The organism is Brachybacterium sp. YJGR34 (assembly GCF_003347015.1).
Taxonomy (GTDB): Bacteria; Actinomycetota; Actinomycetes; order Actinomycetales; family Dermabacteraceae; genus Brachybacterium.
The window spans coordinates 42,748-55,963 of record NZ_PNFB01000014.1 but is presented as its reverse complement, the minus strand read 5'-3'; the positions used below and the strand labels follow the sequence as shown (position 1 = coordinate 55,963).

The following is a 13,216-nucleotide window of genomic DNA, read 5'->3' as shown; positions in this document are numbered from 1 at the left end:
TGAGAGAGGAGCGGACCATGGACACCACCGACGCCGCGCCGGCCATCGCCGTGCGCCTGTTCGCCGGCGCCGCCGCGGAGTACGGGGCCGACGCCGCCACCGTGCACGGGGCCACCGTCGGCGAGGCGCTCGCCGACCTGCGGCGGGACGCCCCGCCCGATGCTCGGCGCGTCATCGACCGCTCGAGCCTCCTGCTCAATGCCGTGGTCTGCACCGACCACGACCAGGAGCTCGTCGACGGCGACCGCCTCGACGTGCTGCCGCCCTTCGCCGGGGGCTGATCCGCGCCTCCGGGGCGCCGCACTCAGGGACCGGAGCGGGCGACCAGCTCCGGCGCCTCCTCGCGGACCGCGGCGAAGCCGCCGCGCAGGGAGCGGACGGTGATCCCCTCCCGGGCGAGCGCCTGCTGGGCCGCGGCCGAGCGCACGCCGCCCGCGCACAGCAGCACCGCGCCCTCGAGATCGGGGCCCGGTGCGGCGAGCAGCACGTCCCGCGGCACGTGCTGCGCGCTCCGCACGGTGCCGGCGGCCAGCTCCGCGGCCTCGCGGATGTCGATCACCCGGGTCCCCTCCGCCAGCAGGCCGGGCAGCGCGGCGACCTCGACCTCCTGGACGGCGGGTCCCGTCGGCCCCGGCAGTCCGCAGGTCAGCGTCAGATCCTCGATCGCGGTGACCGGCCGGCGGCGCGGATCGCGGGCGATCGGGAGCTCGTCCCAGCGCCCGCGCAGCGCGTCATGGAGCGCGAGGCGGCCGTGGAGCACGTCCCCCATCCCCGCCAGGACCTTCACCGCCTCCATCGCCATGGCCGACCCGATGACGCCGCACAGCATCCCCAGCACCCCGGCCTCCGCGCAGCTGGGCACCTCCCCCGGACCGGGCGGCACCGGGTGCACGTCGCGGTAGGTGACGCCGGCCCCTCCCGCGGCCCAGAACACGCTGAGCTGGCCGGAGAAGCCGAGGATCGACCCCCACACCAGCGGCAGGTTCAGGATCTCGCAGGCGTCCGAGGCGAGATACCGCGTGGGGAAGTTGTCGGTGCCGTCGAGCACCAGGTCGTGACCGGCGAGCTGCTCGAGGGCGGTGGCGGGGGCGAGGACGTCGACCTCCGCGCGGACCTCGATCCCGGGATTCTGCGCCCGCAGGCGCTCGGCGGCGAGCACCGCCTTGGACCGGCCCACGTCGCCGTCGGCGAAGAGGATCTGGCGGTGCAGATTGGTGACGTCGACGGTGTCGGGGTCGATCACCGTGATCCGGCCGACGCCCGCCGCGGCGAGATAGGAGAGCACGGGGGCGCCGAGTCCGCCGGCCCCGATCACGGCGACCCGCGCGGCCGCGAGGCGGCGCTGGCCGAGCTCCCCCAGCTGCGGCAGGCGCATCTGGCGCCGGTACCGCGGCGAGGAGGCGCCCGGCGGAGCCAGGCGGTCCTCCGCCACCGCGCAGCGCGAGATCGCCGCCGGCGCGTCCCTGTCCCGGTCCCTCATCCTCGCTCCTCTCCTCGTCCTCCGTCGGCCCTCACAGCACCAGCACGCTCGCCGTCTCCTCGTCCCCGGTGTCCGCGCCGGCGCCGCCGAGGATCAGCGCGTCGGCGCGGCCGAAGGGGGCCAGCCGGCGCCCCGGCAGCGGGCTGACCGCGGTGGTGCCGTCGGCCCCGACCGCGAGCCGCCCGGCCTCGATCTGCAGCCCCGCGCGCCGGCGACCGCGGCGGATCCGCCCCTCCGCGTCCTCGAGCACGACGGTGCGGGGAGCGGCCTCCGCACCCGGCAGCAGGGGCCGGATGAACAGATGATGGCCCACGAGCGCCCCGACGGGCGTGCCCGGAAGATGCACCACCGGCACACCGCCGGACAGGGACCCGGCCCCCTGCGGGCCGCCTGGCCGCAGCGCCAGGTGCGCGAAGCGGGAGCTTCCCCGGCCGCGCGGTCCCAGCAGCTCCTTGACCACGTCGTACGCGCCGTGCCCGATGCCGCCGGTGGTCACCACGAGGTCCGCGCCGTCCGCGGCCTCCTCGAGCACGGCGGCGAGGTGCGCGGGGTCGTCGCCGCTGCGCAGGATGCGGGCGGCGCAGCCGTCGGCCTCGAGGGCGGCGGCCAGCATCGTCCCGTTGGACTCGCGCACGGCGCCCGGCAGGACCTGTGCCTCCGCCCCGGCGAGCTCGTCGCCGGTCACCACGACCGTCGCTCGCACCGGCGCCAGCACCGGCAGCGTGGCCGCGCCGAGCATCCGTGCCAGCCCGATCAGACCCGCGGTGACCCTCTCCCCCGGCGTGGCGAGCAGGTCCCCGCGCGCAATCTCCTCCCCGCGTCCGCGGATGTGCCGGCCCGGGGCGGGCAGCTCCCCGAGGGTGATCCCGACGCGGGCGGGCGCCGGTCCGTGGGGGTCGGCTTCGGTGGCCTCGACCTCGACGACCAGATCGCACCCACGAGGGACCGGGGCCCCGGTCATGATCCGGGCGGCGGTGCCGGGGGCGAGGACGCCCGCCGCCCCGGGACGGGCCGGGAGATCCGCGGCCACGGGCAGGACGGTGGTTGCGTGCGCGGCGAGCTCCGCGCGCCGCACCGCGAAGCCGTCCATGGCGGAGACGGGGAGTGCGGGCACGTCCTCGGGGCTGTGGAACGCGGCGGCGAGGATCCGGCCGCGGGCGCGCGGCACGGTCACCTCGGCCGCCGAGGGCTCGAGGACGGCCTCCTCCCGCAGCATCCGCCGCCAGTGCCAGGGGTCCGTCTCGCTCGCTGCCATGGTCCTCCTCCGCCGCGACCGGGTGGTGCCGATCATCCCACGCCCCTCCCCGGCTCCTCGGGCGGAGGTCCTGTGCCGGGCGCCCGCGGGGTGCATCATGGGGGGATGCGCGAGATCCTCTTCGACCGCTTCGGCGGCCCCGACGTCCTGACCCTCCGCACCGACTCCCCCCGCCCCACGGCCGGGCCGGGCGAGGTGCTCGTCGAGGTCGCCTACGCAGGCCTCAACCCGCTGGACTACAAGATCCGCGACGGCTCCTCCGCCCGGGCGGAGGGCCTCGCGCTCCCGGCGGGGACCGGCCGCGAGATGGCCGGCACCGTGATCGGTGCCGGCCCGGACAGCGCGGAGCTCGACGAGGCCGAGCTGGCCTCGCGCGGCCTCGCCCCCGGCACGCGGGTGTTCGGGATGCGCGGCCCGGGCGACGACCGCGGCGTGGTCGCCGAGGTGATCGCGATCGCCGCCGACGACCTCGCCCCGATCCCGGACGCGGTGGAGGCGGAGATGCTCCCGCGCTGGGCGGGGCTCGCCCTGGCCGGTCTCACCGCGATCGCGACGGTGCGGGACACGGCGCGGATCCAGGAGGGGCAGAGCGTCCTGGTCCACGGCGGCAGCGGCGGTGTGGGTCAGCTGCTGATCCCGATGGTGCTCGAGGCCGGCGCCGCCCGGGTCTGGGCCACGGGCCGGGCCCGCAACGCCGAGCGCATCCGCGAGCTGGGCGCCGAGCCGATCGCCTACGACGAGGCGGACTGGCAGCGGGAGATCCTCGCGGCGACCGACGGCGAGGGCGTCGACGTCGTCCTGGACACCCACTACTTCTCGACCTTCCTGCCCAGCCTGGACGTGCTGCGTCCCGACGGGCTGATCGTCGCCCTGCCCACCCTCGCCGATCTCTCCCCGGCCCGGGAGCGCGGGATCCGCGCCGAGATCCCGCAGATCGTCACCGGCCGGGACCGCCTCGACCATCTCGTGCAGGGCCTGCGCTCCGGGGCCTATCCGCTCGAGGCCTCGCAGGTGCTCCCGATGGAGCGGATCGACGAGGCGCACCGGCTGCTGGAGGACGGTCACACCCGTGGCAAGCTGGTCATCGACGTGAGGGCCTGAACGGGGCGGGTGCAGCGGGTAGTCTCGCCACCATGCCCGCACCGATGACCGCTGACAGCGACGCCGCCCGAGCCATCGAGCCGGTGCTGCATCCGGGCGGGCTGGCCCTGCTGGACTCGCTGCCGCCCTACGACGAGCAGGACGTGCTGCGGCGCAGCGCCGCGCTGCGCGCGGCCGGGCACTCCCCCGAGCTGGTCTCCGCGGTGCTCACCCAGTCACGTCTGCGCGCCCGCGCCGCCGAGAAGTTCGGCGAGTTCGCCGACTCCATGCTCTTCACCCCGGACGGCCTCGAGCAGGCCACGCGGCTGCCGGTCGCCGCCCTGCACGCGCGCAGGTTCCAGCGTGCGGGCGTCGCCTCCGTGACGGATCTGGGCTGCGGCATCGGCGGGGACGCCATGGCGCTGGCCGGCCTCGGCCTCGAGGTGCAGGCCGTGGACCGCGATCCCGTCGCCGTGGCCGTGGCGCTGCTGAACCTGCGCTCCTTCCCCACCGCCACCGCCCGGCAGGGCACCGCGGAGGACCACGACCCCTCCGCGAGCGAGGGCCTCTGGATGGACCCCGCCCGCCGCGTCACCTCCCGCGGCGCCGGACGCCGGCTCCACGACCCGGAGGACTACTCCCCGCCCCTCTCCCTCGTGCTCGACCTCGCGCGGCGGCTCGGGGCCGACGGCGACCTCGGCCCGCTGGGCGCGAAGCTCGGCCCGGGCATCGACCGCTCCGCGCTGCCGGCCGGGACCGAGGTGCAGTGGCTGTCCTGGCACGGGCAGGTGCTCGAGGCGACCCTGTGGTGCGGTCCCCTGGCCGGCGCGGGCGTCCACTCCTCCGCCCTCGTGGTCGACCGCGGCGGCGCGCACCGCCTCGAGCGCGACGAGACCGGGATCGACGATCCGGTGCCGGGTGCGCTCGGGGAGCATCTCTACGAGCCCGACGGCGCGGTCATCCGCGCCGGTCTCATCGGCCGCCTCGCCGAGGACCTCGGGGCCCGCACCGTCGACCCCACGATCGCGTACCTGACCGCCGACCGGCGGATCGACACCCCCTTCGCCCGTGGTTACGCAGTGCGGGACGTGATGCCCTTCGGCATCAAACGCCTGATCACGTACCTGCGGGAGCATCGCCTCGGGGTGCTCGAGATCAAGAAGCGGGGCACCGCGGTGGAGCCCGAGGAGCTGCGGCGGAAGCTGCGACCGCGCCGCTTCGGGACCGGCTCCGCCACCCTGATCCTCACCCGGATCGACGGCGAGCAGAGCGTCATCGTCGCCTCACCGCACCGCGACCTGCCCGCCGAGGACCTCCCGTGACATCGGGCGCCGGTCCGGGCGAGCGGTCGCCGAGCGGCGCCGGGGCGCAGCGCGCCCGCCGGGGCCTCGCCGCGATGCTGCTGCTCGCCGCGCTCGGCGCCCTCGCGCTCGCGACCCTCGGCGCCTCGGCCGACCGGGGCGACCTGATCCTCTCCGAGGGGTCGGGGCCGACGGTCCGCACACCGCCCCCGCCCGAGTCCGAGGAGTACTCCGAACCGGACTGGAGCGTCTACGAGATGCCGACCCGTCCACCGACCGAGCAGGGAGGATCCCGCCCCGTCGGCACCCTCCTCCTCGTCCTCGCCGCCGTGGTCGCGGCCCTGGTGCTCCTCGCCCTGGTGCTGCGCATGCGCGCCCTGGTCCGGCCCTCGCCGCAGGAGGCCGAGGAGGTGCCCGAGGACGAGCTCTCCGAGGAGCAGGCCGGCGCGGCCCTCGCCGAGGCCCGCGAACGGCTGGCTCTGGACGTCGACCCGCACGACGCCGTGGTCGCGGCCTGGCTCGCCCTCGAGGCCGCCATCTCCCGGGCGGGCATCACGCGCGCGCCGTCCCAGACCACGCTCGAGTTCGTGGTGGCCGTGCTGGGCACCGTGTCCCTCGACCGCACCGCGCTGGACCGCCTGGCGCACCTGTACCGGCGCGCTCTGTTCGACGACGCCCCGCTGGGCGAGCAGGACCGCGAGGAGGCCGTCGCCCAGCTGGACCTGCTCGCCCGCCAGCTGCGGGAGCGCACCCCGTGAGCCGCGCCGCCCGTTTCCTGCTGTGGCACCTGCTGGGCGGGGCCGTGGCGGCCGTCGCCCTGGTGGGCGTGTGCGCGCTGGTCGAGCTGCGCCTGTCCCTCCCGCTCATGATCGCCGGTGGCCTCGCCGCCGGCGCCGCCGTGTGGCTGGTGCGGATCGAGACCTCCCGGGCCGATGGACTGGACGCGCCCCGGCTCGATCTGGACGTCGACTACGCGCTCCCCCACGGGCAGGACGTGCGCGTACGCCGCCTCGAGGACCTCATCCACGGCGCCCAGCCGAGTCGCCGCATGACCGCCCGCGGCCTGGCCCGGACCCTCGCGGAGATCGCCGAGGAGCGCGCCCGCGACCCGCAGGCCCCGCCGCTGAGCCCCGAGCTGCAGGACCTCCTGGACCGCGCGCAGCGCCCGGACGCCGAGGAGGGGAAGATCGGCTCGATCGACCGCCGCACCCTCCACCGGGCGCTCCGGGAGCTTGTGACGCCGTGTGAATAACGATTCGGCCATAACTCCCCGACGCCGGCCTGTCCGGTTGTGGCGCTGTTCTACAGTTCAGGGATCCGATCGCGGAAGATCGTGGTCGTGACCACACCCCCGAGGGGGTGATGTTCCCTGATGAAGTGAGGAAACCAGTGCTGCGGTCCCCCGTCCCGAGCCCGTCCGCCGGGTGCGCGATCGTCGCGGGAGGCGCACTGGAGAGGGGCCCGAGGCCCGAAGGAGCCGCCCGGTGACGAAGTACATCCTGCGACGGTTCGTGAACTACGCGATCCTCACGGGCATCGCGACCGTCTTCGCCTATATCGCCGCGAGCTCGTTCTTCCAGCCGCGCAACCGCTACCTGGGCCGGAACCCCCCGCTCGACGAGGCCTCGATCGACGCGATCCTCAGCGCGCACGGCGTCAACGACAAGGACCCCGTGCTGCTGCGCACCTGGTGGTGGATCGAGAACTTCGTCACCGCCCCCTTCACCGAGAAGCTGGGCACCGACCTCAACGACCGCTCGGTCGTCACCCAGATGCTCGGCGAGCCCTCGCAGTGGCTGCTGTTCTGGGAGCAGGGCTGGCTGGGCCGCTCGGGCGTGAGCCTGCGCCTGCTGATCATCGGCTCGATCCTCGCGGCCCTGGTGGGCGTCGCGGCCGGCGTCTGGGGCGCGGTGCGCCAGTACAAGGCCTCCGACCAGGTCATCTCCTACGCCTCGTTCATCCTCATCTCCACCCCCACCTTCGTGGGCGGCGTGCTGCTGATGATCCTGGCGACCAAGTTCAACCAGGCGATGGGCGGGCAGGTCATCCGCTTCACCGGGGCCTACACGCCCGGCGTCACCGGGTTCTGGCCCACGACCTGGGACTACATATCCCACCTGCTCCTGCCCACGATCGCGCTGACGCTCTTCGGCGCCGCCGGCTACTCGCGCTACCAGCGCGCGGTGATGCTCGACGTGCTGGGCTCGGACTTCATCCGCACCGCCCGGGCGAAGGGCGCGACCCGCACCCGCGCGCTCATCAAGCACGGCCTGCGCGTCGCCCTGATCCCCATGTCCACCTACTTCGCGTACAACTTCGGGACCCTGGTCTCGGGCTCCGCCTTCCTGGAGATCGTCTTCTCCTGGGCGGGGATGGGCCAGTACGGCATCCAGGCCGTGCAGCAGTCGGACGTCAACGCGCTCGCGGGGACCGTGCTGTTCTCCGCGGTGCTCGTGCTGTTCGCCTCCACGCTCTCCGAGTTCCTCTACGCCGCACTCGACCCGAGGGTGAGGATCTGAACCATGTCGACCCTGTCCACTCCTCCCCCCGGCTCCCCCGAGGCGCACGACGTCCTCGAGCTCGACGCCGCCCTCCAGGACGGCGACGGCACCGGCATGCGCCAGCGCCCCATCTCCCGCAGCACGCTGGTCTGGCGCCGCCTCAAGCGGAAGCCGAACTTCTGGATCGGCACCGGGATCACCGTCGCCATCGTGCTGTTCGCCCTGGTCGGGAACATCCCGAACATCTATGACGTGGGCCAGCAGGACCCCTACGGGTTCAACGCCCCTCCCGGCGCCCAGCACTGGTTCGGGGCCGACGCGATCGGCGTGGACCTCTACGCCTCGATCACGGCGGCGCTGCGCAAGTCGCTGCTGATCGGCTTCATCGCCGCCCCGATCGCCACGATCATCGCGGCCCTCGTGGGCGCGCTGGCCGGGTACCTCGGCGGGCCCGTGGAGATGTTCCACGGCTGGCTCGTGAACCTGCTGCTCACCCTGCCGATCTTCTACGTCCTCATGATCATCTCGCCGCTGATGGCGAGCATGTCCTGGATCATCCTGGTGCTCTTCATCGCGCTGTTCGGCTGGATGATCATGTCCCAGATCGTGAAGAACCAGACCAAGTCGCTGCGCGAGCGCGAGTTCGTGCTGGCCGCGCGCTTCTCCGGGGTGGGCACCTTCTCGATCCTCACCCGGCACATCGTCCCGAACGTCTCCTCGCTGCTCATCGTCGACGCGACCCTCGGCGTGTGCTCCGCGATCCTCGCGGAGACCTCGCTGTCCTACTTCGGCCTGGGCATCCAGCCGCCGGACGTCTCCCTGGGCACCCTGCTGCAGGACGGCACCTCCGCGGCGGTCTCCCGGCCGTGGCTGTTCATCTTCCCGGCCGGATTCCTCATCGCCCTGCTCACCGCGGTGTCCCTCGTGGGCGACGCGCTGCGCGACGCCCTCGACCCCACCAGCGGCACCGACCGCGCCTGACCTGACCGCCCCCCAGTTCGCCGTCGGCGCCGCCGGCGCACCCCACGTCCGTCCACTCCCCTGGCGGCGTCTCACCTCACAAGGAGAACACCATGACCATCACCAGCACCCGTCGCCGGTTCTTCCAGGGCACGGCCGTCGTGGGCGGCCTCGGCGCCCTCGCCGCGTGCAGCCAGCAGTCCTCCGAGGAGCAGGCCGATCAGGCCGCCGAGGAGAACGACCAGGCCATGGAGGAGGCCTCCGAGCTGCCCAACACCGGCTGGGAGCGCGCGGAGTACGACCAGGTCGAGGACGGCGGCACGCTTCGCCTGGCGGTGAACCAGCTGCCCAACACGTGGAACTACTACCACACCAACGGCGCCCTGGCGGATCTCTCCGACATCCTCGACCCGATGTGGCCGGGCAGCTTCCGGGCCTCCGAGACCGGCGAGGTGGAGCTGAACCCGGACACGGTCGTCTCCGCGGAGATCACCAGCGAGGACCCTCAGATCGTCACGGTGAAGTACAACCCGGAGGGTGTGTGGGAGGACGGCACGCCCATCACGATCCAGGACTTCATCTCCCAGTGGAAGGCCTGCAGCGGCAGCGACGAGGCCTACGAGGTGGGCAGCACCACCGGCTGGGCGGACATCGCCGACGTCCGCGAGACGGATGACGAGTTCACCGGCGAGATCGAGTACACCTCCACCTTCCCGGACTGGATCCAGTACCTCTACCCGAGCCTCCCGCAGGAGGTCACCGCGGATGCCGAGTCCTTCAACGAGGGCTACGTGACCACGCCGACCCCGTCCTACGGCCCGTTCAAGGTCGACAACGTCGACCAGACCGGCGAGGTCGTCACCATGACGCGGAACGAGAACTGGTGGGGACAGGCCCCCAAGCTCGAGACCATCATCTTCTCGGTGGTCAGCCAGGCGCAGATGCCCTCGACCTTCGCCAACAGCGAGATCGACGTCATCGACATCGCCGACGGCGACACCTACTCGCAGGCCGCCGGCCGCAGCGACGCCGTGCTCCAGAAGACCAACGGCGTCACCTGGACCCACGTGACCCTCAACGTCACCGGCGAGGACAACCCTCTGGCCGACATCGCGGTCCGCGAGGCCCTGGCCCGGGCCATCAACCGCGACGCCGTGGGCCAGGCCGTGGTGGGCCCGCTCGAGGCGCCCGTGGTGCCGGTCGACAACTACATCTTCATGCCCGGTCAGGACGGCTACGAGGACTCCTTCGAGGCCGGGACCGACGCCCCGCTGACCTACGATCCCGAGGCGGCGAACGCCCTGCTGGACGAGGCCGGCTGGGCGCTCAACGGCGAGGTGCGCGAGAAGGACGGCAAGCAGCTCACGCTCTCCGTCACCGTGCCCGCGGACGTGAAGTCCAACTCGGACCGCGCCCGCCAGATCCAGACCGACCTCAACGCGGTGGGCTTCTCCGTGGAGCTCACGACGGTCCCCTCCGACGCCTACTTCGACGAGTACATCGACACGGGCGACTTCGAGATGGTCACCTTCTCCTGGATCGGCACCCTGTTCCCCCAGCAGTCCTCGGCGAACCTGTTCTACCCGGCGGACTCCGGACAGAACTACACCGGCCTGGACCTGGACGATCAGCTGGCGGACCTCGCGGACACCATGCAGACCGAGCTGGACCCGGAGGCCCGCATGGCCGCCTCGAACGAGTTCTCCTCGATCGTGGCCGCGTCCTTCAGCGTGATCCCGTTCTACGCGACGCCCGTGGTCTTCGGCGTCGCCGAGGGTGTCGTGAACTTCGGTGCCTCGCTGTTCGAGACCGTCGACTGGACCACGGTGGGCTTCAAGGCCGCCTGAGCCTGATCCGACCCCCGCGGGGCCCGGCCACCTCAGGGTGGCCGGGCCCTGCTGTGCTCCGGGTGGGCGGGGTCAGACGAGTGCGCGCACCGTCACGGCGAGGGCGCACCCGGCCAGCACGACGAGGACGCCGACGTTGAGCCGACGCGTCGCTGCCGGTCGCTCCTGCCCCGCGACACCCGCACGACCGGCCTCCCAGCGCTCCCAGGCCTCGACGGCTGCGTGGCTGGGACTCGCGAGCTGGTCGCGGCGCAGGCGCTCCGCCCAGTCGGCCTGTGCCCGGGCGCTCGCCCCGGGGGCGCGGCGGTCCGCCCGGGCGAGGCGCTCGCGGGGTCGGTCGCGGCCCACGCCGGGAGCGTTCCACGCGGTCACGACCTCCTCGGCCCCGTCGGCGCGCTGGGAGCGGACCTCGAAGCGGAGCATCGCCCCGAGGCGGGCGCGCTCGATCGCGGCCATCGGCAGGTGGTGGGTGACCAGGACGTTGCGCACCTCGATGCGGTCCTCTCGGACCACCACGCGCGGCGCCCACAGCAGCACCCACAGCACGGCGCAGACCACCGCGGGCAGCACGGCGAAGCTCCAGCCGTCGAGCCCCAGCAGCCAGAAGGCCTGCAGGGCGGTGGCCGCACAGAACGCCCACACGATCACGCACAGCAGCAGGGCGCCACCGGGCCGGACGACCGTGGACCCGTCCGTCCGGCGGCGCAGCCCCAGCCGCTGCAGGCCCCGCGGGGCCGGGTCCGTGGGCGCCACCTCAGGCGCTCGCGACCTCGGTGACCTCGCCGGAGGCGATCCGCGCATCGAGCGCGTCCCGGTCCAGGAAGATCCGCTCGCGGCTGCGCTCGATCTCCGGATCCGGGATCGGGACGGCCGAGAGCAGCGCCCGCGTGTACTCGTGCCGGGGATCGTCGAAGACGTCCTCGGTGCGGCCGGTCTCGACGATCCTGCCCTTGTACATCACGGCGATGCGATCGGAGATGTTGCGGACCACGGAGAGGTCGTGGGAGACGAAGAGGTAGCTGACGCCCAGCTCGCGCTTGAGCTTCTCGAGCAGCTGCAGCACACCGGCCTGGATGGTCACGTCGAGCGCGGAGGTGGGCTCGTCGAGCACGATGAGCTTCGGCTCGCAGGCCAGCGCCCGAGCCACGCCGATGCGCTGGCGCTGGCCGCCGGAGAACTCATGGGGGTAGCGGTCGGCGTGCTCGGGCAGGAGTCCCACGGTGTCCAGCAGCCACGCGATCCGGTCGTCCATGCGCTTCGTGTCGTAGCCCTGGACGCGCATCGGCTCGCGCAGGGTGTCCGAGATCGGCAGGCGCGGGTCCAGGGAGGCCATCGGGTCCTGGAAGACGATCGAGATCTCCGCGCGCAGCTTCCTGCGCTGCTCCTTGGTGAGCTTCGAGGTGTCGGTGCCGTTGAAGCGGATGGTGCCGCCCTGGAGCCGCTCGAGCTTCATGATCTCCATCAGGGTGGTCGTCTTGCCGCAGCCGGACTCGCCCACCAGCGCGAAGCATTCGCCCTCGCGGATGTCGAAGGAGATGCCGTCCACGGCACGCTGCTCGCCGACCTTGCGGCGGAACACCGCGCCCTTGGTGATCGGGTAGATCCGCTCGAGCTTCTCGACCTCGAGGATCCTCGGCGCGTCGCCGTGGTCCTCCGCCTGCTCCCCGGCGGCGTCCGGTGCGATGCCGCCCACCTCGCCCACCTCGGAGGCCGTCATCTCGCCCCGCTCGATCGCCGCACGCTCGGCGGCGGTGGCCTGGCCGTCCACGCGCGGCACCGCGGAGAGCAGCTTCCGGGTGTAGGCCTCCTGCGGGTGGTAGAAGATGTCGTCGACCCCGCCCTGCTCGACCAGCAGGGACTTCTCCATCACCAGCACGCGGTCCGCGAAGCCGGCGACCACGCCGAGGTCGTGGGTGATGAGGATGGTGGCCGCGTCGACCATCTCCTGGGCGGTCTTGAGCAGCTCCATCACCTGGGCCTGGATGGTCACGTCCAGGGCGGTGGTGGGCTCGTCGGCGATGATCAGCTCGGGCTCGTTGGCGATCGCCATGGCGATCATGGCGCGCTGGCGCATGCCGCCGGAGAACTCATGGGGGAACTGGCGGGCGCGGCGCCGTGCCTCGGGGATGCCGACCGCCTCCAGCAGCTGGATCGCACGATCCGCCGCGGCGGCCTTGGACACCTTCGCGTCGTGCAGCCGGATCGCCTCGGCGATCTGATCGCCGATCGTGTACACGGGCGTCAGGGCGGACAGCGGGTCCTGGAAGATCATGGAGATCCGGTCCCCGCGCAGGTGCGACAGCTCCTTGTCGCTGAGGGAGAACATGTCCTGCCCCATGAAGTCGATGCCCCCGCTGATGGTGGCCGTGTTCGGCAGCAGCCCCATCACCGCGAGCGAGCTGACCGACTTGCCGGATCCCGACTCCCCGACGATCGCGAGCGCCTCGCCGCTGCGCACCTCGTAGCTGAGGTCCTGCACGGCCTGCACCGTCCCCGCCTCGGAGGGGAAGGTGACGGTGAGGTCGCTGACGGTCAGGATCGGTGCGGACATGTTCCTACCTCTGGGCGGTCGGGGATGACGAGCGGCGCTGCGTACGGCGGTCGCGGCCACGGACGCCGCCGTGCACGACGACGGGCACGTGACGCCGTCCCTCGACGGATGCGGACCGGGCGCCAGAATATCGTCTCGCCCCCACCGCGAGGCTCCACCCCTGAGCACCCCGGCGATCCTGACCAAACCGTGATCTGCCCCGCCCGTCCTGTCTCCCGGACCTCCCTCGCTGTGGGCCGCG

General features: G+C 73.0%; 12 protein-coding genes. 8 read left to right on the top strand and 4 right to left on the bottom strand.

Going from position 1 to position 13,216, the window contains the following annotated elements; all coding sequences use genetic code 11:
* The first annotated feature begins 17 nt into the window (after positions 1-17).
* A complete protein-coding gene (locus tag CXH06_RS12440) occupies positions 18-281 on the top strand; it encodes a MoaD/ThiS family protein (protein WP_114855512.1) in 264 nt (87 codons plus the stop codon).
* Between the two features lie 23 nt (positions 282-304).
* Here CXH06_RS12440 and CXH06_RS12435 read toward each other — a convergent pair whose 3' ends face one another.
* Both CXH06_RS12435 and CXH06_RS12430 read right to left on the bottom strand, forming a co-directional pair.
* The gene (locus CXH06_RS12435; RefSeq protein ID WP_232820340.1) at positions 305-1,480 is read right to left on the bottom strand and encodes a ThiF family adenylyltransferase; all 1,176 of its coding nucleotides are present in this window, start codon (positions 1,478-1,480) and stop codon (positions 305-307) included.
* A gap of 31 nt (positions 1,481-1,511) precedes the next feature.
* Positions 1,512-2,735: a molybdopterin molybdotransferase MoeA gene (locus tag CXH06_RS12430; RefSeq protein WP_114855511.1), complete on the bottom strand. Its 1,224-nt coding sequence runs from the start codon at positions 2,733-2,735 to the stop codon at positions 1,512-1,514.
* Positions 2,736-2,840: 105 nt separating this feature from the next.
* Between CXH06_RS12430 and CXH06_RS12425 the strand changes: the two genes are divergently transcribed.
* The 7 genes from CXH06_RS12425 (at position 2,841) to CXH06_RS12395 (ending at position 10,424) form a co-directional block, all read left to right on the top strand.
* Complete coding sequence (locus CXH06_RS12425; protein WP_114855553.1) at positions 2,841-3,836, top strand: NADP-dependent oxidoreductase; 996 nt, start codon at positions 2,841-2,843, stop codon at positions 3,834-3,836.
* Positions 3,837-3,868: 32 nt separating this feature from the next.
* Entirely contained in the window at positions 3,869-5,137 is a 1,269-nt protein-coding gene (locus CXH06_RS12420) for a 50S ribosomal protein L11 methyltransferase (RefSeq protein WP_114855510.1), read from the top strand.
* Positions 5,134-5,874: a DUF4129 domain-containing protein gene (locus tag CXH06_RS12415; RefSeq protein WP_114855509.1), complete on the top strand. Its 741-nt coding sequence runs from the start codon at positions 5,134-5,136 to the stop codon at positions 5,872-5,874. The genes CXH06_RS12420 and CXH06_RS12415 overlap by 4 nt, the downstream gene beginning before the upstream one ends.
* Entirely contained in the window at positions 5,871-6,368 is a 498-nt protein-coding gene (locus tag CXH06_RS12410) for a hypothetical protein (protein ID WP_114855508.1), read from the top strand. Before CXH06_RS12415 ends, CXH06_RS12410 begins: the two co-directional genes overlap by 4 nt.
* A gap of 232 nt (positions 6,369-6,600) precedes the next feature.
* Positions 6,601-7,635 (top strand): ABC transporter permease, encoded by a 1,035-nt coding sequence (locus CXH06_RS12405; RefSeq protein WP_114855507.1) that lies wholly within the window; start codon positions 6,601-6,603, stop codon positions 7,633-7,635.
* Positions 7,636-7,638: 3 nt separating this feature from the next.
* Positions 7,639-8,598 (top strand): ABC transporter permease, encoded by a 960-nt coding sequence (locus tag CXH06_RS12400; RefSeq protein ID WP_114855506.1) that lies wholly within the window; start codon positions 7,639-7,641, stop codon positions 8,596-8,598.
* 92 nt (positions 8,599-8,690) lie between these two features.
* Positions 8,691-10,424: an ABC transporter family substrate-binding protein gene (locus CXH06_RS12395; protein ID WP_114855505.1), complete on the top strand. Its 1,734-nt coding sequence runs from the start codon at positions 8,691-8,693 to the stop codon at positions 10,422-10,424.
* Between the two features lie 72 nt (positions 10,425-10,496).
* Here CXH06_RS12395 and CXH06_RS12390 read toward each other — a convergent pair whose 3' ends face one another.
* Together CXH06_RS12390 and CXH06_RS12385 are read right to left on the bottom strand one after the other, a co-directional pair.
* The gene (locus tag CXH06_RS12390) at positions 10,497-11,177 is read right to left on the bottom strand and encodes a PH domain-containing protein (RefSeq protein WP_157975723.1); all 681 of its coding nucleotides are present in this window, start codon (positions 11,175-11,177) and stop codon (positions 10,497-10,499) included.
* 1 nt (position 11,178) lies between these two features.
* Entirely contained in the window at positions 11,179-12,975 is a 1,797-nt protein-coding gene (locus CXH06_RS12385; protein WP_114855503.1) for an ABC transporter ATP-binding protein, read from the bottom strand.
* Positions 12,976-13,216 lie beyond the last annotated feature (241 nt).

Excerpts from the sequence above, each read along its gene's own strand:
- CXH06_RS12440 (WP_114855512.1), top strand. The coding sequence starts at position 18 with ATGGACACCACCGACGCCGCGCCGGCCATCGCCGTGCGCCTGTTCGCC.
- CXH06_RS12435 (WP_232820340.1), bottom strand. The coding sequence starts at position 1,480 with ATGAGGGACCGGGACAGGGACGCGCCGGCGGCGATCTCGCGCTGCGCG.
- CXH06_RS12430 (WP_114855511.1), bottom strand. The coding sequence starts at position 2,735 with ATGGCAGCGAGCGAGACGGACCCCTGGCACTGGCGGCGGATGCTGCGG.
- CXH06_RS12425 (WP_114855553.1), top strand. The coding sequence starts at position 2,841 with ATGCGCGAGATCCTCTTCGACCGCTTCGGCGGCCCCGACGTCCTGACC.
- CXH06_RS12420 (WP_114855510.1), top strand. The coding sequence starts at position 3,869 with ATGCCCGCACCGATGACCGCTGACAGCGACGCCGCCCGAGCCATCGAG.
- CXH06_RS12400 (WP_114855506.1), top strand. The coding sequence starts at position 7,639 with ATGTCGACCCTGTCCACTCCTCCCCCCGGCTCCCCCGAGGCGCACGAC.
- CXH06_RS12395 (WP_114855505.1), top strand. The coding sequence starts at position 8,691 with ATGACCATCACCAGCACCCGTCGCCGGTTCTTCCAGGGCACGGCCGTC.
- CXH06_RS12385 (WP_114855503.1), bottom strand. The coding sequence starts at position 12,975 with ATGTCCGCACCGATCCTGACCGTCAGCGACCTCACCGTCACCTTCCCC.